This window comes from Candidatus Hydrogenedentota bacterium, from assembly GCA_035450225.1.
Lineage (GTDB): Bacteria > Hydrogenedentota > Hydrogenedentia > Hydrogenedentales > SLHB01 > DSVR01.
This window is the reverse complement of the sequence record DAOTMJ010000021.1, coordinates 67,416-86,413: the sequence shown is the minus strand read 5'-3', so window position 1 is coordinate 86,413 and position 18,998 is coordinate 67,416. Positions and strand designations below refer to the sequence as shown.

Genomic DNA, 18,998 nt, shown 5'->3' with positions numbered 1-18,998 from the left:
GTTTCGACCGGGTGCGATTCCGTGTTCCCTGAGGATGGCTTCGGTCGAGAAATCGCTGGCGGGCGCGTCATGCTGGTGCAGCGTGTGGACGGCCACGCGGTCCGGTACCGTGTCGGCGGCTTCGGCCAGGGTTTTTCGAAACGCGTCGTGCGATTCGTTCGCAATGCCTATCCAGTCCAATGCACAGAGCACGATGGGCCGTCCCGCGCCCAACAGCACGATGCCCCGGGCCCGCAGACCAAGATCCCAATGCCCAATCACGGGATCATAGGCCATGTGGCTTCCGATCGGCGGCGTGACGTCAATGTCGAATACAGCCATTCGGACGCTTTCTTCGGATTGCGCCCATGTTTGTACCGACGAAATCGCCGTGAACGATCCGAAAAACAACAAAATAATCCCCCGTGTGCACATCATCTTTCAGTTCTCCTGTCAAAGGAACGGTTACGCAGCGGGCGTGGCTTTTTCCGACGCGGCCGCCTTTGGCGCTGTCTTCCTTCGCGCGGATTTCTTTTTCGCGGGCGATTTCTTTCGGGCGCCGCCCGCGGTTTTGGAAGCGTCCGCGGACTTGGCATCCGACTTTGCCTGCTTTTCAACCCGTTCGAACATGGTTTGCAGCAAATCGCAACTTCTGTCCACTACTTTTTGAAATTCATCCCGGCCATTGCTGAGCGCCCGGCTCCACTCCTTGACGATGGCCGTTCCTTCAGGCGGCATCCAGGATGCGTCTTCAATGTGTTGTTTCAGGAGTTTGTCGCCTTGCTTCTGCGCCTGCGCAAGCAGTTTGATGGCGCGGTCAAACGCGGACCGTTGCATCTTGACCATCCGCACGGCCAGTCCGGCGGAACGCGCCTTCGCGGCGGCGCTCACGTCTTCAGCCCGCGTGTTCAATTCCTTCCACGTATTGTCCGCGGCGGATTTGACGTCTTTGACGATTTTTTTGGCGTTTTTGGCCGCGGCATCTTTCCGATTTTTGGCTTCCTTGGCGATTTCCATGACGAAGCGTCTCCTTTCGTGCCGTTAGTTGCACTAAACCGCAACAGCCCATCTATGCTTTCATCCATCTACAAACTGCGCCCTTTCATGACTGAAAGTCAAGAAGTACGGTGTTTCAGAATTTCCGGGTGTACCCCAGCGACAGCCAGTTGATTTCGAGACCGCTGCGGGTTCCGTGGCCCGCCCATGAATAAAAATCGCCCCGGCCCGATTCTGTCTGGCAATTGCGCAGCCAGCGTCCCAGCGCAAGATGCAGTTCGGAACGATTGCCGGGCGCGAATGAGCAACCGAGGGTTATCTGATCCTGCACGACATTCGGAACGAGGGCGCTTCCAAAGACATGATCGTCGTTCATGGCGCGGGTGGCGTGCGCGTATCCCGCGCGGAAATCCCATCGCGGAGTGGCCTGCCATTCAATCCCGCACAGTACGGCGTGCTGGTTATGCCAGCCGAAGCCCATACGCGAGTTGGGATTGTGAAAAAACTTGACGTCGTTCCAGTTGATGAAGCGATAGTCTATTTCCACTTCGAGTTTGGGAAGGATACGGAACGCCGCGCCGGCTTGAACCGTCGCGGGCAGATCCACGGGATAGGGCGTCACGTCGCGGTATTTGTCGAATGTTTGCCCCCATTGGCGCGATTGCCAGGCGGCGCCCACGCTCCATCGTTCCCATTCCCGATGAACGCCCAGCCCGAACCCGGCGCCAAGAGATTGATCCCACGCATTGTTGCCCCGGCTTGGCAACAAATAGGCGGTTACCTGATCCGTTCGTGCCAGCGACAGGCTGCCGTTCACGCTGATTCCGAAGGCCCAGCCGTTGTCAAAGCGATACGCGTAGGCCAGGGCAAGCCGGGATTGCGCATATTCAAGGTTACGGTCCGTATGGCGAAACAGGTGTCCAGCAATGGACCTCGATTCGGGAAAATGGAATATTGCACCCGCCGGCGAATACATGCTCAAGCCCAATACGCCTGTTTTCAACGGCCAGACAATCGCCATGGATGGCACGGGCAGGAATTCCTCGCCGTCCGATTCGCCTGTCCACGGCACGCCCCCGATGCCTTGGGTGCGCAAGGTCGCCCGGGCGTACACGAGCGACAATTCAAAATCGGCCTGGCGTTCCAATCCGGCGATTCCGGCCGGATTCAGTGCGATCCACGAGGCATTGCGCGGACTGGCCACCGCCGCGCCCGCGCGACCGTCGCGCGCCGCGTCGTCGCCCATGATCAAAATGCCTTCCGATGCCGGCGCAAAGCCTGCGGCGGCCCATGTGGCCAGGAAGGCCCACACGCGGATGTGCGCGACGGGAAGGCCCTTCGCCAATCGTTGAGACAAGCAAAACACAGCCAACCGGACTCCACGGCCTTGCGCCGTTGCACAAAGCATACCAGAGATTGCCACCCCAAAAAATGTGTCGTTTTCAGTTTCGTGACTTGCGAAGGATCATGACTATCTCCCTGCTTTTCGGGTTGAAGGGAGCACCGGCGAAATCGCCGTGGATCCGAATTGTTTGAAAACCGCATTCGCGCATGATTGCCTGCAGTTGATCCACGGAGAAATAGACCCTTGTCATGCCCAATTTCGAGGCATGCAGGATGCGTCCGCACTGATCGCGCTCTTCAATCAGGTGTTCTTCAAACAACCATTGGCGGGCTTCGTCCAATACCGCGTGGCGCCGATGAACCACCGTTACGCGGGCATCGTCTGTTTTGTAGCGTCCGACCAAGCGGGGTTTTCCCTTGGCGGTTTCCCGCGCCAGAAACGCAACCTGCTTCGGTTGCGCGGCCCATGTATCCAGCGCAAAGATGCCGTCGGGCGCAAGGTGGCGGCGGACGGCGTCCAGGCAGCCGCGTTGTTCTTCACGGGTCAGCAGGTGCATGAATCCGCGGTACGGGATTGCAATGAATGGAAATGTTTCACCCAGGTCGAATGCGGCCATGTCGGCCACAATCAGGCGGAATGGCTTGGCAAACGGTTCCACTATCGAGGCTTTTTCACGGCAAAGCGCCAGCATGGCGGGTGAATTGTCCAAACCGACCACTTCGATACCGGCCATGGCCATCGGGATGGCGATGCGGCCGGTTCCTGTTCCAAGTTCAAGCGCTTTTCCCCCGTTCGCCAGCGCCATGTTGACATAGAATGCCACGTCGCCCGGCAATCCTTCGTGGATGACATCGTAATAAAGCGCCCAATCGTCATAGGGCGAGGAAGCGACAGGGGACTTGAGAACTGAAGAGCCGGCCAAAATGGACTCATGCAAATCGAAGGACGCCATACGATTCTTTTGATTGTCCGGCATGTCTATTTTCCCAACCCTTCGTAGGATCGTCTTCGGTCTGGCGCCATTTTGGTCCTTTATCCCTCGATTTCGATCCAGACTTCGGACAGCAGACCGGACGGGTTGTTTTTATCGGGACCTTCAAAGAAATTGCGGGCGGAATTGGCTACCTTGAAAACAAACAGGTTTTCACCCTCGCGGACAAAGGGGGTGATTTCGAGGCGGTAAGGAGGCCATGCGCGCACGCCGGCCGTGCAGCCGTTGACTTCGACCTCGATCGCGCCGCCGACGTTTCCCGCATCGAGAACGATGCGCCGCCCCATCTGTTCCGCGGGTATCCTGACGTCGGCATAGTAGGCGCCGATTCCGGAAAAATAGGGATATCCCTGCTCTTCCCATGGCCCGATGCCGATTCCCTTGAAGGGCACAAGGCATGCCGATCCGTCCTTTGAATCCACGTGGAAATCGCCGGCCAGCCACGCGTATTCCTCGAGTCCGGGCTGCGGGAACCAGCCATTGTTCTTGATGACGATCTCGACGACATGCGTGCCGGGCCGACAGCGTCCGCGCAAATCGAGCACGCGAAACTTCGGATCGATTTCCCATGGCAGTTCTTCGGTGATCGGTTCGCCGTCGAACAGGACGATTGCATCGGCTTCGTGAGCGACAATCGGACGCGCGGCCTTGTGCACATTGACGGCTTGTCCCGGCACGCCGTCGAGGATAAGCCGCATGTTCGCCAAGGTTTCAATCGTGACAAATTGGGTCGAGTAGCGCAGTTCAGTCACAAAATCGCGGCTGGCCATGGTCAACTGCCAATCCCGAAGGATCAGAAAATTGCCATTGTCCGGATTGAAATGAAACGGCGGCTCAACGGCGATTCGATGTCCGGGCGCGAATTCAACAACCGGTGTCGTTTCCGGCTTCCTGGATGGGTCCACGACCAGCAATGCCGAGCCCATGCCGGCAAACGACAACGGCACTTCAAGGCGGCCCTTCACAATGCTTTGACCGGGTGCGGGGACGATGGCGCCCGTTTCCGCGTCCCAAAGTTCGGCGTATCCCGCAGTTCGCACGGAAACGACGGTTTCAACAGGGTTCCGTGCCGTATTGGCGAAGAAATAGAGATCCTTCCCTTCTTTGCGGCGATGCAGATAGTAGACGTCCGGCGCATTTCGCATCAAAACATCGGGAACCACCGCCGCAAGCGCGGACGCCAGATCGGCCTCGTCGCTTCCGTGGGCGATGTACACCCCTTCGACATCGCTCCAGCGGATGCGGGTCGGGATTTCACCGGTTCCGGGAGTAAGAACACACAGATCGGAGTCTTCGACGGCGATCACGGGGACGGTTTTTGCAATGCCCCGGAGTATTTCCACGGTATCGGCCAGAACAGCCGTGGTACGGGGAATAATGAGGGCTTTGAAATGCAGGGCGCCGATGTCGAAGGTTCCTTCTTCCCGGCCCAGGCAGGCATCTTCGAGGCTGAGTTCATCCACGATGATGAAATCGCGATGTAGCCGTAGCAGCGCCTCGCCCAATGGCCAGAATGATTGCTCGATTTCTTTCACAGACTCCGGCATTTCATCACCGGGAACGAAATCCGCCCATACCGACGTCATGGGATACAGCACGGCAATCGGCGCGACGTGCTCGCCGCCTGTCAAGGCCGCCGTGAGCCGCGCGGTATAATCCGCGAAGAGGCGGTAATGCGGCCAGAATGGGGCCTGGAAAAATTCCGAGGGCGGCGCGTCTTTTTTTCTGCGCCCGGCGACCGAATAATAGAAGGCATGGGGAATGATATAGTTGATGCCGTGCGCAATCTGCCAGTCGCACATCCATTTCATCTCGCGCAGGTTCAGCCCCCAGCCGCTGACGCCAAACGTTTCGGTCATGGTGCGTTCGCGCCCGGCCAGCAGCGCCGCGGATTCAATGATCTTCGGCGACATGCTTCCGGGATGGCCTTTGCCCACGTGAAGTCCGAGATGATCCAAGCCGGGCCGGTGGAAATTCTTGAGGTAACGGAACAGATCGCCCACGCACCGGAACTGGAAAAACAGCGGTTCCTCGCCCAGCGCATGGCCGATCAGTTCGAGATCGCGGGATTCGCACCAGCGCGCAATGGCCTCGAAATACGACGTTTCGAAGAGCGTGGCGGCCATGTCCCAGTAATCGTGGCGGACACCCGCGCCCCGGTCGCCCGGCGTGAACAAATCCGGAAGACGGTCGAGCAGATCGTAGCCATTCGTCGCGAGAAACGCACTGGGCAGACTGGGCGTCCATGGAATCCGGCGCAAGTCGTCGGGATAGGTGCTGAAGGCCGGTTCGTCGGTGAAAAATCCCGCGAGACCGAGTTGTTTGAGATCGCCGAGTTTCTGTTCGTGCAAATCGTAGGTTGATCGGATGAACTGAAGGCAGGCGTTTGGGTCGAGCGTGTCGAGATACGACTCGAACCATAGAATGGCCGGGCATTCGAACCTGATCGCCCGGCCGATGATCCACGTGCCGTCCGGAAGGTCAAACGCCGAAATTCCCGGAACGCCGTCTATCCGGTGGAACGGTTCGCCGGGGCGCGCCACGTATCCGGAGACCACATCGTCCTTAAACGATATAGGACACGGCCCCTGTACCTCCTCGACATCGAAACGCAGGTAATGAAGGCGATTCACATGCTCGGCGATGACTTTTCCGCCGGCAGGACCGCTGGGCCAGTCGCGCTCATCGTAGGCCCACGCCATCAAACCGTGCTGCCGCGCCTTTTCGCAGCCAAACCGGATGAATTCGAACCACTTGTCCGACAAATACGGGGTAATCAGCCCGTGCCGGGCATGCATGACATAGCCGCCAAGCCCCTTGTCGCGCATCTGCGCGATTTGCCAGCCAAGCGTTTCCTCGTCGAGTTCGTGGTTCCAGAACCAGAACGGGGCCTGGCGGAATTCATTGGTCGGATTCAGAAACGATTCGAGCAGTCCCATGGATTGTCTTCCTATTCGATTACCAGAACATTGTGAATGGCGAGATCCATGATCTTGACGTTCAAAACGCCCCGGTTCCAGTTCCATTCGACGCCGGTCTCGTCCGGCGCCATGTGGCAGCATTTCGGCTTCTCCACACATGGGATTGTAACCGAAAACGGCCCCGACGGCGGCACATGTTCGACCATGTGGCGGTTCGGGGCGGTGTACCCGGCACAGGACCGGTTGACGAATTGGATGAGTGTCCGGCCATCCTTCTTGCGCGCGGCCATTTCGATCCACCACGGGCCGTGCAGGCGGATCAGGCCGGGCGCGTCGATCGCTTCGAGCATATCGCCGACAAACCGCCGCAACATCGGGTAGTGGTCCTGGTGATACGAACGGAAGATAGGACCGTGTACGGCGACGACGGCGCCTTTGCCCGCGCGGTTGATCGTCGCGGCGGGCGTTCCGGCGAGATTCACGGACGGTTCCTGCTGGTTGAGCAACGGGGCGAGTTCCTGTGCGCCGTCGAGTTTGACCGGCTGCCAGGGACCCGGCACGGTCACGCAACCGTCGCCAGCCGGAATCCAGCCGCTGCCGTGTTGACCTTCCACCGTCTTTACGCCCGTAAGGCCTTCCCATTCCTTGGCAACATGTGCCCCACTGACAAGGACACGTCCGCCGGCCTTTACAAAGCCGCGCAAGGCATCGAAAACGTTTTCAGGCAACGCTTCTTGCTCGGCGACGACCACCACGGGATAATCCTTCATACGCGCGATCAGCGATTCCTCGTTCAGAATGTCGGCGCTATACCCGTTTTCGAGCACTGCGTGCAATGCGCCTTCCATGGCATGATTCGCCGAGGCAAAATTGAACAACGGGGCGTTGTGGCGGTAGTAGACCGTCTGGCTATGCAGGATGGCTACCTGCGGAATCGTCTCCGTATTGTGGCAATACGCCTGGCGTTTGCGGCAAAACGAGGCGACCTGCGCCAGCGTGTCCTGATGCCAGCCGGTCAAACGGCCCGAACGCTGGGGCTGGTCGTAGATGAATACGGCGCCGCCTTGCGCAAGCACTTCCGAGACTTCCTGGCATAGATGGGGCACGGGCTTCATCGTCCAACCCTGATTGCCCGTCTGCAGGAACGCCCACGCCATGAGATCCCACGTCTTGCCGCGGCTTCCGAGGAACCGGGCCTCGGCGCAGGCCCGTTCCGCGCCGAAGGACGGATCGAAATCGCCGCTCAGATAATCCACAGGCGCCTTGATTTCGTCCGGCTGCCGGACGCTGTACATCCAGTTGCTGCACACGAGCACGTTGGGATGCGCGGCATGAACCGCGTTCGCGAACCGGGTGACATGTTCGACGAAGAGCTCCCGGTGAAACGCCAGCCATGCGCCCCAGTTCGGATCCCCCGAATTCTTGGGCGCGGTTTCGATCCGGGTACGCTTCGTGAATTCCGTCTTGCAGCGATCGCAATAACAGGGCGCGCTGGCCCAATTCTCCCCGTCAATCCACATGCCGTCAATTTGATAGTTTGCGATGACTTCGAGTAGTTGCGGGATCATGAGTTCTTCAGTATAAGGACTCAACGGGCAGACATTATTCGGGCTGGGCTTGCCCTCGGCGTTGATATTGGCCCATTCGGGATGCAGTCGGATCGCACGGGTGTCCCATATCCCCGAATAATGAATTGAAAGCGGAATCCCCATCTCGCGTGTGACCTCTCGCCAGATCTTGAGCGCGTCGTTTACAATGCCCGGCGACGGCGATCCCACCTTTGTTGGATACCCCGTCCAGCCCGGATGGCCCTTGCAGTCGTACTGGACGAAGTCCGGCCTGACCTTTTCGAGTTCCGCGCGGATGTGTTCATGGGTCGTTTCGCGTCCCAGTTCGGTGTCTTTTTCACCCGGATGCAGATCGTAATGCAGTCCGAAAAAGGCGTTTTCGTGCCAGTTTTCGCCCGCCCCCATGGCCATTCCTCCCAAGGCCGCCACAAACAAGGTCATTGTTACCACAATCCATCCTCCCGTGTCGCGTCCGTTTCCATCATGCATGGTACGTTTGCCTGTGGCATGAATCAAGCAGCAGGCGCGACGCCAATCGGCATTTGGTTTTCCCCAACGTCATCGTTCGTAAACCCGTTGCCCACCCTGACTGCAAACAGACGTTTTCCTGTTTCATGGCGGGGAGGAAGAGATTTCACATGCACTTGAAAAGAATCCCATGGCTGTGGTCTTATGAGCGGCGGTTTTTGCGCGTTTCTGGTAAGAAGCAGTCGGGGAACCCGTCGTGAATGTAATGGCACTGATGGCATGCGCGTTATGGGCGTCGGCACAGGCTGCGCCGCAAACGATCACGATTTACTATTGGGGCAACGAGGCCGATTCCCTGGCGCTGGATCAACTACAGGATTTTGAAACGGCGCATGACGGCAGCGACGGCAAACCAGCCATCAAGGTAATCATGGGGCAGAGCGCGACGTTCAACAAGACGGACGATCCGCAGCGGCTCCTGACGGCGGTTGCGGGGGGCGATCCGCCGGACGTGGTATGGTTCGACCGGTTTGCCGTGGGCGAATGGGCGTTGCGGGGCGCATTTCAGCCGCTGCAACCGTTTCTGGACCGCGATTTGAAAGAACGGCCGGACGATCCGCTGACGCTTCGCAGGGAACAGTTTTTCCAAGCATGCTGGGACGAAGCCTGTTTCAACGGCCAGTTGTATGCGATGCCCTCGGAAACGGACAACCGGGCTCTGTATTACAACATGGACATCCTGGAAAAATATGCGGCGCAGTTGATTCCCCTTGGCTGTGTGGACCCGGAAAATCCCGCAAAAGTCGGACCGCCGCGAACATGGGATCAACTCAAGGAATGCACGCGGATTCTCTCGCAACGCGATGCGAAGGGACGCCTTGAACGGGTGGGATTCATACCCAATTTCGGCAATTCGTGGCTATATATTTACAGTTGGCTGAACGGCGGCAGTTTTATGAGTGAAGACGGGCTTACTTGCACGCTCGACACGCCTGAAAACGTCGGCGCGCTGGTTTACATGACCGAACTCTACGATCTCATGGGAGGGGCGGAAGAAGTCAACGCGTTCCAATCCACGCTGCAAACGGGCGACTTGGATCCGTTTCTTTCCGGTAAAGTGGCGATGAAAATAGACGGGGACGGCTTTATCCAGATTATAGCGAACGGTAAACGCGATCTGCGGTTTGGCGTTACGCTGGCGCCGGCGCCCGAAGGTAAAACGCGCCTGGGATGGTGCGGTGGATGGTGCTGGGTCATACCGACAGGCGCGCGGCATCCCAACGAGGCGTGGGAATTCATCAAATACATGGCTTCGCTTCGGGCCTATCAAATCCGGGCGGATGCCAGCCGACAATCCGCCAAGGCGGCCGGCAACGTTTTTTTGCCCATCATCAGCGCCCGAACCGATATCACGCAGTGGGCGATGGAACATTATGTGTACAACGATCCAAGCATTGACCGAAAGTTTGCCGAGGCCAAACGAATTTTTGTGGACGCGATGCCGATATCGAAATATCGTCCGGTTACGCCGGTGGGACAACTGCTATGGAACTGCCAGGTGCGCGCCATGGACGGCGGGATTTACTGGCGGTACGATAAAAGCGATATCCGAAGGAACGCCCAGGCGTCGCTGGCCTTCAACCAGGGTATTGTGCAGAAGGAATTGGACCGCATTTTCAAACCGGAGCCTCACCCGGTGTTGAGTTGGCGGCCTGTATTGTACGGGTATATCGTCGCCATTCTGGCGGCGGTGGCGGGACTTTATGTGTATTTTGGCCGAAAAATGCAGGCGCGCGGATATTTCCGCCGGGAATTTTATGCGGGATATGCCTTTGCCTCGCCGTGGTTCATTGGATTTCTTGTATTCGGCGGGGGGCCGATCCTCTTTTCGTTGTTCATGAGTTTTTGCGAATACGATGTGCTGTCGCCGCCGAAATTCGTTGGATTGAAAAACTACACGACCATGTTCGTTGACGATCCGCTTTTCTACAAGTCGCTTTGGAACACGGTGTTCATGGCGATGGGTATCCCGTTGGGCATGTTGGTCAGCCTGGCCATTGCGATGCTGCTGAACTACGAGGTCAAGGGAATGGCCGTGTACCGGACGTTTTTTTATCTGCCGGCTATCATGCCCGCCGTGGCGGCCTCCATTTTGTGGATATGGATTTTCAATCCGCAGCAGGGCATATTGAACGCGTTGCTGGCCAAGGCGGGCATCGCCGGGCCGGCGTGGCTTCAAAACCAGTATTGGTCTAAACCCTCGCTGATCCTGATGGGGCTTTGGGGCGCGGGCGCCGGCATGATTGTGTGGCTGGCCGGGTTGAAGGGAATTCCGAAACACCTGTACGAGGCGGCGGAGATAGACGGCGCCGGGCGTTTTCGTCGGTTTACGAGCATCACCCTGCCGATGTTGAGTCCCTATATCCTGTTCAACCTGATCATGGGCATCATCGGCACGTTTCAGATTTTCACGCAAGCGTTCATCATGACGCAGGGCGGGCCGGTTGACTCCACGCTTTTTTACGCGTATCTGCTGTTCAACAACGCGTTTCGATACATGAAGATGGGGTATGCGTCGGCGCTGGCTTGGGTGCTTTTCGGGATTATCCTCACGTTGACCGTGATTCAACTGCGCTTGTCGAAACGATGGGTCCATTATGAATCGGAAACGTAAACGAGAATTAACGATCTGAATTTTGAGCGTATCGGTCATGGACATGAATGGCTATGGGTAAACGGATATGATGAGACGGATTGGCAGACTGGAGCGGATTGCACGGCGGCTTTTGTTGCATGCCGTACTGATTGGCGGTTCGATCGTCTTCGCCATACCCTTTATATGGCTGGGAAGCACGAGCGCCAAGGTGGCGGATGAAATGTACCCGCCGCGCTGGTTGCCGCAGATTCCCCCGCGTGTCGTGCAGTCACCGTATATCCAGTTGCGCGTGAACGAAAAAGCCGAAAAACCTTCACGCGTCACGGAGGAAAACTGGAAACGCATGGCGGCGCCCATCCAAACGGCCATCACGTCGCGGTTAGTTGAATTGAGTCCGGCCCTGCCGGAGTTTTTCCGGCCATACCTTCACGAACCGGACTGGGCGGAGGGTGTTTTCGCACGGCTGCTCAAGCGCATGCCGGACGAGGTGTTCGAGAAATCGGAGGAGGACGCGGCGGCATGGTTCGTCAAGAACCTCGACGCGGATCTGGCGGCGGAAGTGTTCGATGCCGTGTACCGTCGCGTGGCCTTTTCCGACGTCGTGTTTCACGGGTGGGATGTCCGTGTCGAGCAGCCCACCGACCAAAACAAATTCCCATGGCGCATTGAACGCGGCGACGTTGAGTTAGTTACGCGGACCGAGGGGCTTCGCCGTCCAGCACAGGAAGCGAATTACTCGTTCCGTGAGCAGGACACCTTTGTGCTGGGGACCATACTGCCGCTCGAAATGAAGCCTGAAAATCTCAAAAAAATAGTGGTGAGCAACCATGCGGATCGCTCGTGGCATGAATTGCGCCTGACCGTCGAAATGAACGGGCGGAAGTATTGTTCCGCGCAGGCGGGTTTCCTTGGAAGCGACCGCTGGCAGGATATCACATGGCAGTTCGCGAGCGACGACGATAAGTCCATCAAGATGAAGACATGGCTGCGTCTCGATGAGGCGGGACCGTCTTCGTTCAACGAACCGGGAAAGGTAAAACTCACGCTTGAATGCCGCCAGGCGAAGGGATTCAAGGCCGCCTGGAACAAATACATGAACAACTACCGCGATGCCTTGCGGATGGTTCCGCTCTGGGCCTATGTAAAAAACAGCCTTATCTTGGTTGTGCTGAACATCGCGGGGCAATTGCTGGGATCGTCGTTGGTCGCTTTCTCGTTTGCCCGGCTCCGCTGGCCCGCGCGCGATTTTTGTTTCATGCTGGTGCTCGCGACGCTCATGATTCCCGCGCAGGTCACGATGATACCGGTGTTCCTGATATTCAAATCGCTTGGCTGGTACAACACGTTGAAGCCGCTGTGGGTCGGTTCGTTTTTCGGGAGCGCGTTCTACATTTTCCTGCTTCGGCAATTCATGAAGGGCATTCCTTCCGACCTAGAAGACGGGGCCAAAATAGACGGGTGCGGTTATCTCGGCATCTATGCGTGGATCATCGTGCCGTTGATCAAACCGGCGCTGGCGGCCATCGCCATTTTCACGTTCATGGGCACTTGGAACGATTTCATGGGGCCGCTGATTTATCTCAACGATCAGCGCCTTTATCCGTTAAGCCTGGGCTTGTTCGCCTTGCAGGTTTTCCAACTTGGAAACTATGGCCTGATGATGGCCGCATCGGTGCTGATGACCCTGCCCGTGATAGCGCTTTTCTTCGCCGCCCAGCGCCATTTCATTCAGGGCGTGACCCTGACGGGAATCAAAGGGTGAAATGGGTCTGATTAGGCCAATCCCAGTAGTGCTTTCGCGTTGCCACTGAAGAACCGCTCGCGCAGGGAAGGACACGATTCCGTCGCCACCAGACTTCGGGCCACCATGACGGAAAGCGGGTAGAAAGGCCAATCCGAACCGAACATGATTTTGGCCGTGTCGTATCGCCGTAGAATATAGGCAATGGCCGGAGCAGCCTGGCCCGAAATATCAAGCCATACGCGATCGTCGAATTTCCGGGCCACCGACAGGGCCTCGTCCACGCGGCGCACGCCCGTGTGCGCAAACACCATGCGCAAATTGGGAAAGGCCTCAAGCGGTTTCTCGAAACGCCGCGGCTCGGATTTTTCCTTCATGAAACGGGGTTCCCGGCCTGTATAGCCGGTATGCGCGTACACGAGAAGGCCATGCGCTTCACACCATTCGAATAGTCTCATCATGTCCGGATCGTCGGGCGCCAGCAATTGAAAAACGGGGTGATATTTGATGCCCTTGATGCCGTGGATTTTGACTTGACGCTCGATTTCCGCAATCTTTCGCGGACCCCACGGTTTCGGATAGACCGCGCCCAGCGCAATGAACCGCTTGTCCATCGAACTGGCGTCGAATGTGTCCCGTGCATGGCGCTCATGAAACGGGACGGCTATCGGCAGCAGCACGGCGCTACGAAAGTTCATGCGGTCCATTTCGGCGGCGAGATTGGCGGCCGTTTGCGTGCGGTTGATATGGGGAGTCTTCAAAAAAACGGCCAGATCGTCGTTCCGCATGCGGGCCGCCTCATCGGGTGTGGGATGAATTTGTGTACAAAGCAGATCCTGTTCCCGCTCGAAATCATAGAAATATTCGACCTTGCAGGTACGCGTCATATCCACGGATTTGGCAAGGCCGAATGCCCATCCCACATGCGAGTGCGTGTCAATAATCGCATCCACGCCCGCGTCCGCTCTCAGGCGAAATTGGCCGGAATCGTCCTTTTCAAACCAGGGAAGCCGATCGAATTGCGACATGTGCCGTATGCCCAAATCGTCGAGATCGGTCCACCAGTCGTTGCGGCAGGTGGCAGGCGCTTCCGCGCCGGCCTGCAACTTGCCGATGCTGAGTGGCAAATCCGGTTTCTTGCGTGGAACAAGCGCGGCGCCCGCCACGCCCATCGCCAACCCGCCCCCGCAAATCGCCAGCCATTTTCGCCTTGAAATGCGGCGTTTTTTCGCAGTCCCTGTATCGTTACTCATTCGCAACCATCCTCCACTGCCGGTGGTGCGTACCCATAAGGAATCGGCAGGCGCCCGCGACGCCAACCCTTTCCCAACGCCAAGCGTTACATTAGCAAAGGTCTCATGCAACACTCAATTTTTTGCCTCTTCGTTAAAATTCATGGGTCATCTCCGGTTCGGGCAGGTGTCCAAGCGCATGGAATGGCGCGACTTGGAGCACCTCGAACTTTCGATGCCCGTATGCTTTTCTGGTGATCAAATCAACTTTGCGGTTCATGCCTTCCACAGCGCCGCCTGAAAACTGCTTTTTGGCCTTGAACCAATTCATAATCAGTTCTTCATGAGCCCGAATGACGCCGACGAATCTCTTGATGGGCGTTAGCCGACTGCGCATTGCGCCTTTGCACCATTTCCACAAGTAACGCCGCGCCCAGTACGGACTCTCGTACTGCCAAAACAGGTCAAACTTCTCTTTCCACAGGTATGCCTGGACCGAGCACAGCCAGCGTTTGTTCAACAACCCCTGCAGCGTCGCGTGCTGGTCCACCGTCAGGTTCTCCGGCCGTTTCAGGAACACGTATTTCAGCCCTTTCAGTAAATCCGCCCCTGCCCGCCGCAGGCGCGCAGCCTCCTGTCTTCGAACCTGATCCACGGCCTCATTCAGCAGCTTCACGATGTGAAAACGGTCGAGAATATGGACCGCCTCCGGAAAATACTTCTTGATCGCGTGCAAATAGGCCCGCCACATATCCGAGCACACGTGTGCGATTCCCGCGCACCACAATGGCCCCATTTCTTCAAAGAAGGACGACAGCGACTCAAGGTCACGGCCCTTCCCCACGTACAACAGGCGCCGGACCTCCCCGCAAAGCCGGTAGACCACCGTCAAATACTGATGGCCATGCCCAAACTGGATCTCGTCCACCCCCAACGCCGTCACCCCCGAGAGGTCCCGATTTTTCAAACCCCAATCACCACGTACCGGACCGATGCATACACTTGGCGCCAATTCACGCGAAACCGACGCGCGACCTCCTGCCACGACAGCAGTTTTGCCCAACTCGCCAGAAACAGCGCCAGCGACCGCGTGACGGGCGACTTCCCCCCGGCCCAAGGAACCGTTTCGACTGTCGGCCCGCAAGTCGGGCAATCCACCCGGCGCATCGCATACACCAGCATCACCGCAAATCCCCACAGCGGCACGAAGGCAAACCGACGCTCCGGCAAATGGTCATACGTACCGCCACGTCGCCCGCAGCCCGAGCAAATCCCCCTGCTGCCCTGTCTCGGCCGTACCGGCACTTCAATAGCCTCTCTTTCTGTACTGTCCTTCACCAGGCGCGCCTTCCCGAATACAAAACCTTTGTGCTTCTCGACCTGATTGAGTATCGTAGTGACTTGCATCCAGCCTATCCTTTGGTTGCCGGTGTTCGGCTTTCTTGGACAAAGCCAAAGGGTAGCTGGATGCCACCTTAAACTGCTATTTTACCCACAGATTCTTACGAAGACCCCTTTTAAATTGGATAGCAACGATAAATTTGATTACGGGCTGTAATAATTCCACGTCATCTTGCTACGCCGGTATTCGGGCCGGGACCAGAGCCGGGGATGGCCAGGCCGCGGGTTTGGCGCGTCGTTGTGATAAATGCGGAGTTCGTTTCCGGCCAGAACCACCAACTCCTCACGCCAGTCGCCGGAAACATCGGCCACATAGAGCCGGTCGGCCTTCTCCGGGAATCGCGCCACAAAAGCGCCGCCGACAGGGTCGAACACCGCCACATCGCCGCTTTCATGCCGTTCTTTCGCCGCGGCGTGTTGTTTCGGTTCGCCGGTCCAGTCGATCGTCCAGATGGTTTCCACGCCCGATGCCGTCCACCCTTCCGGCGCGACGGCGTCCATTTCATAGGCAGAAAGAAGTTTGCCTTCGGCATCGAACACGAACGGCTTCTGGTGCGTGTCGAACCGGCTTCGGCACCAGATTTCAAGCCCCGCATGCGTCAAATCGAAATCGCCGACGGCCGCGTTCTGCGGTTCCCAGTTCTGATAGTCCGTAATCCAAATCACGCGATCGCGGTTGTACAGGAAAATCCGGTTGCCGCCGCCTTCCTCGAGCGCTACGACTTCGAGTCCTTCGATATCGGGCCGCACGTCGTGAACGAACACGGAATCAATGTGCCCCTTCAGCGGAATCTCGTTCAGCCGGCGTCCGTCTGGGGAAAGAATCGTTCCGCCAAGCACTTCGTCGCGGCCGTCTCCATCGAGATCGCATATCCGGGCGCCGTTGTGGGCGCATGCCATGAAATCGTCATAGGTCCACAGCAGCGTGGTTTTGCCTTTTCGGAGATCGTTCAGCGAATGCGCGGCAAGGTAGCGTCCCATGCGGTAGCCCGTGCGATTGGTGGCCTGCAGCAGCAGATCGCGATCGCCCTTTCCACGAAAGTTCGCGATTACAAGATGTTCCCATCGATCGGTATCGTCGCGGCGGGGAAGCGCCGCAGACCATTTTTCCCTGCCGGTCCGGCCTTCGACGACATGCAGGACATTGTCTTTCGTAAGATAAAGCGCCTCGACATGCCGGTCGCCGTCCACATCGGCGGCGGCGATGCCGGGGCCGTGGTGGCCGGGCAACCCTTCCCGTTCCGAGGATCCGCCCACGCAAATGTCCGCCTCGATGATCCAGATTTTCGCGCCCTTGTTCGAATAGCACGCGATATGGCCGGGCACAGTGACGAGAAAGTCCGGCGGTCCGTCGCCGTCCACGTCCGCCACGACCACGCCGCCCGCGCTGTCCCTCGGCGCCGGAATGTCAATCGGTATGGTAAACGGATTGGACGCATACTGTGCCCAATCGTCCGCGTGGACAAATGCTGGAACTGCCGTCAGCATGAAAACGGCCATTGTGCATAAACACCGCATTTCCCATCCTCCCTCTTTGTTGACCAATACGATGCCACCCGGCCCAACCGATCGTTGAAAACGACGCAACGATGCTAAAAGCCCCGGCCGAATCGTTAGTGGAAATCCAGCGGATCCTTCACGGCAACTGTGACAGGGGCGATGAGCCGCATCAAATCGGGCAAATCATATATGCGCAAGGCGCCGTGCACGGCATTCATGAGTTGGCCCTTGGCCTCCGGATTTCGAACAACATCGCTCCAACTTCGGATGGATCGTTCCAGGCGAAGAGAAGCAAACAGGATAGGTTCCATGGCCGCCGCATGGAGGGCCGCGGGACCCGTTTCGCCGATCGCGACAAGGTGCACGGGCCGTTTCCGCCCATTCATGTTTACGAGATGGCGCGCGCACACGAGAATGTCTTCCGTTCTCATGCCCACATACGACTTGCCCAGCAGATAGGCGCGGAAAAAGTCCTGCCAGCCGGTGGCGAAACGGACGGCCCAGTCTTTATTGTCCACCGGCGACAAGGTCTCGCCGATCCCGCGCAAATCAACCGCCATGACGGCATGGCCGGCGCGGACAAGCCTCATGATAGGGCCGTCGGCAACCGCATCAACCTGCTTGCCTTCCCCGTGCACATACAGATACGCATCCCTCGCCGGCGCTTCCGGTGCAAACAGCAACGCGGGAAGGCCGATACCCGGTTCGGGATGCAGGATGAGTTTTTGCGGTTCGGCGGGCGGGGCCGCCTGTGCCACAATTTCGATTTGCGGTTCCGGTAATTCCGCCAGGGGACGAATGCCGGCGATGAGCCGGATTTTTTCGATCAGGGCGGCCTTGTCGCTCGTTTTCCACAATGCCCTGCGCTCTTTCGCGAGTTGTCGGCCGCGTTCGATGTTCAGATCGGTGACGGATCGTTCCCCGGCGAGCAACAGGACTTGGCCCTTGGGCGTGCACCACATCGCCTCGTCCGGCAATACGGGGAAATCCGGTTCGGTAATCGCATCGTCCACGCCAAGCAGCCAACGCCGCATCCATCGCACCATGGCGGTGCGCAGCGGTTTCGTGAATCCATGTTTCTCGTTCGCCTCGACGAGGTCCACGCGTTCCGGAAAACCCAGTTTCGTGTAGAGGCGTTTGGCGTCGCGATACGAGTCCCACGCGCCCCGGATGTCGAAGAAATCTTCCGTGGCCGTGAGCATCAACGTCGGTTTCGGCGCCCGCATCATGATGTAATCGGCATGATCCATTCCGTGCGCAATCTGGCCGAAGATGTTTTGCTCGGCATCCTGCGGGCCGGCCTCTTCAAGCAGCCGCGCAAACGACGTGAGATAGCAACCCGGCGCGGCGCAGACAATCCGCGGATCGAGCGCCATGAGATAACTGGTCAGCGTGCCGCCGCCGGAATTGCCCGTGCAGCCGATCCGGGCAGGATCGATATCCGGGCGTGATGTCAAATAATCCAGCGCGCGCATGCCGTCCCAGATGCGGTACGCGGCCGTGTTGGCGCCGAGCAGAATGCAACCCACGCCCGTGAGCATGTGTTCCGTCGTCGAGCCGGGCGAGGTTTTGCCGTCCTTTTCCGGAAACTGCAAGCGTTCGCCCTGCCCTATCGGGTCGTAAATGAACGCGGCGAGTCCGTTTCGCGCAAGCAGGATACAGGCGCGCTGGTACGATTCGTATGCTTTTCCGTTGGCGCTGTGACCGCACGGAACGAGCACGCCGGGAAACGGGCCTTGTTTCTTTGGCAAGAACAGGACAGCGGTAACATGGAAGTTCGGACGGCTTTCAAACAGCACCTTCTCGTAACGATACCCGTCGCCTTCGCCCTGTCCGACAACATGTGCATTCAGCGGCGTGCGTTCTGGCAACGGCCCCAATTGTTCGAGAAAATAGGCCCTCAGCGATTGTTGATACGCCTCGATCGCCGCCGGTTCAACAAGCGCGTCGCGCGCCTTTGAGCGTTCCGCCAAGGCCGCCGACGCCAGTCCGTTCAGATACGTCCGCATCATCAATCCCGGCGCGGGATCCTGCGGCAGCACATCCAGCCCCGCCCCGGCCGCAATCATCAAAAACGCTCCCACGATACCCATCCGAATCCTACCCTCCTTCCGGTTATTGAGCTAAGGCGGCTCAGCCGCAATACATCAATCAAGGGCATGATTTCTTTGTCCGCAACTTCAGTGTTTCACACACCGAA

At 58.0% G+C, this 18,998-nt stretch carries 13 protein-coding genes and 1 pseudogene; 3 read left to right on the top strand and 11 right to left on the bottom strand.

What is annotated here, in order from left to right; translation table 11 throughout:
• From P5540_12385 to P5540_12360, 6 genes are all read right to left on the bottom strand, one after another.
• Positions 1–321 (bottom strand): hypothetical protein (locus P5540_12385; GenBank protein ID HRT65614.1); only part of this gene is annotated, 321 nt, incomplete at its 3' end.
• A gap of 123 nt (positions 322–444) precedes the next feature.
• Positions 445–996, bottom strand: a complete 552-nt coding sequence (locus P5540_12380; protein ID HRT65613.1) for a hypothetical protein — start codon at positions 994–996, stop codon at positions 445–447.
• 115 nt (positions 997–1,111) lie between these two features.
• Positions 1,112–2,341: a TonB-dependent receptor gene (locus P5540_12375; protein HRT65612.1), complete on the bottom strand. Its 1,230-nt coding sequence runs from the start codon at positions 2,339–2,341 to the stop codon at positions 1,112–1,114.
• Positions 2,342–2,417: 76 nt separating this feature from the next.
• Positions 2,418–3,296 carry a class I SAM-dependent methyltransferase gene (locus tag P5540_12370; protein ID HRT65611.1) on the bottom strand — a complete coding sequence of 293 codons (879 nt, stop codon included), beginning with the start codon at positions 3,294–3,296 and terminating at the stop codon, positions 2,418–2,420.
• A gap of 56 nt (positions 3,297–3,352) precedes the next feature.
• Positions 3,353–6,250 carry a hypothetical protein gene (locus tag P5540_12365; GenBank protein HRT65610.1) on the bottom strand — a complete coding sequence of 966 codons (2,898 nt, stop codon included), beginning with the start codon at positions 6,248–6,250 and terminating at the stop codon, positions 3,353–3,355.
• Between the two features lie 11 nt (positions 6,251–6,261).
• On the bottom strand, positions 6,262–8,289 hold the full coding sequence (locus P5540_12360) for a hypothetical protein (GenBank protein HRT65609.1): 2,028 nt from the start codon (positions 8,287–8,289) through the stop codon (positions 6,262–6,264).
• Between the two features lie 409 nt (positions 8,290–8,698).
• Here P5540_12360 and P5540_12355 point away from each other — a divergent pair.
• The 3 genes and pseudogenes from P5540_12355 (at position 8,699) to P5540_12345 (ending at position 12,686) form a co-directional block, all read left to right on the top strand.
• Positions 8,699–9,571 (top strand): annotated as a pseudogene (locus P5540_12355) (extracellular solute-binding protein).
• A 480-nt stretch (positions 9,572–10,051) separates the two neighbouring features.
• On the top strand, positions 10,052–10,942 hold the full coding sequence (locus P5540_12350) for a sugar ABC transporter permease (protein HRT65608.1): 891 nt from the start codon (positions 10,052–10,054) through the stop codon (positions 10,940–10,942).
• Between the two features lie 67 nt (positions 10,943–11,009).
• Positions 11,010–12,686, top strand: a complete 1,677-nt coding sequence (locus P5540_12345) for an ABC transporter permease subunit (protein HRT65607.1) — start codon at positions 11,010–11,012, stop codon at positions 12,684–12,686.
• An 11-nt stretch (positions 12,687–12,697) separates the two neighbouring features.
• On the opposite strand, the gene P5540_12340 is transcribed toward P5540_12345, so the two are convergent.
• The 5 genes from P5540_12340 to P5540_12320 form a co-directional block, all read right to left on the bottom strand.
• Positions 12,698–13,918 (bottom strand): amidohydrolase family protein, encoded by a 1,221-nt coding sequence (locus tag P5540_12340; protein ID HRT65606.1) that lies wholly within the window; start codon positions 13,916–13,918, stop codon positions 12,698–12,700.
• A gap of 133 nt (positions 13,919–14,051) precedes the next feature.
• Entirely contained in the window at positions 14,052–14,942 is an 891-nt protein-coding gene (locus tag P5540_12335; protein HRT65605.1) for an ISL3 family transposase, read from the bottom strand.
• The gene (locus P5540_12330) at positions 14,861–15,304 is read right to left on the bottom strand and encodes a transposase family protein (protein ID HRT65604.1); all 444 of its coding nucleotides are present in this window, start codon (positions 15,302–15,304) and stop codon (positions 14,861–14,863) included. The genes P5540_12335 and P5540_12330 overlap by 82 nt, the downstream gene beginning before the upstream one ends.
• Positions 15,305–15,442: 138 nt before the next feature.
• The gene (locus P5540_12325; GenBank protein HRT65603.1) at positions 15,443–16,816 is read right to left on the bottom strand and encodes a hypothetical protein; all 1,374 of its coding nucleotides are present in this window, start codon (positions 16,814–16,816) and stop codon (positions 15,443–15,445) included.
• A 95-nt stretch (positions 16,817–16,911) separates the two neighbouring features.
• A complete protein-coding gene (locus P5540_12320; protein HRT65602.1) occupies positions 16,912–18,891 on the bottom strand; it encodes an acetylxylan esterase in 1,980 nt (659 codons plus the stop codon).
• Positions 18,892–18,998 lie beyond the last annotated feature (107 nt).

Excerpts from the sequence above, each read along its gene's own strand:
- P5540_12325 (HRT65603.1), bottom strand. The coding sequence starts at position 16,816 with ATGCGGTGTTTATGCACAATGGCCGTTTTCATGCTGACGGCAGTTCCA.
- P5540_12345 (HRT65607.1), top strand. The coding sequence starts at position 11,010 with ATGATGAGACGGATTGGCAGACTGGAGCGGATTGCACGGCGGCTTTTG.
- P5540_12360 (HRT65609.1), bottom strand. The coding sequence starts at position 8,289 with ATGCATGATGGAAACGGACGCGACACGGGAGGATGGATTGTGGTAACA.
- P5540_12370 (HRT65611.1), bottom strand. The coding sequence starts at position 3,296 with ATGCCGGACAATCAAAAGAATCGTATGGCGTCCTTCGATTTGCATGAG.
- P5540_12340 (HRT65606.1), bottom strand. The coding sequence starts at position 13,918 with ATGAGTAACGATACAGGGACTGCGAAAAAACGCCGCATTTCAAGGCGA.
- P5540_12350 (HRT65608.1), top strand. The coding sequence starts at position 10,052 with ATGCAGGCGCGCGGATATTTCCGCCGGGAATTTTATGCGGGATATGCC.
- P5540_12380 (HRT65613.1), bottom strand. The coding sequence starts at position 996 with ATGGAAATCGCCAAGGAAGCCAAAAATCGGAAAGATGCCGCGGCCAAA.
- P5540_12320 (HRT65602.1), bottom strand. The coding sequence starts at position 18,891 with ATGGGTATCGTGGGAGCGTTTTTGATGATTGCGGCCGGGGCGGGGCTG.
- P5540_12365 (HRT65610.1), bottom strand. The coding sequence starts at position 6,250 with ATGGGACTGCTCGAATCGTTTCTGAATCCGACCAATGAATTCCGCCAG.
- P5540_12330 (HRT65604.1), bottom strand. The coding sequence starts at position 15,304 with ATGCAAGTCACTACGATACTCAATCAGGTCGAGAAGCACAAAGGTTTT.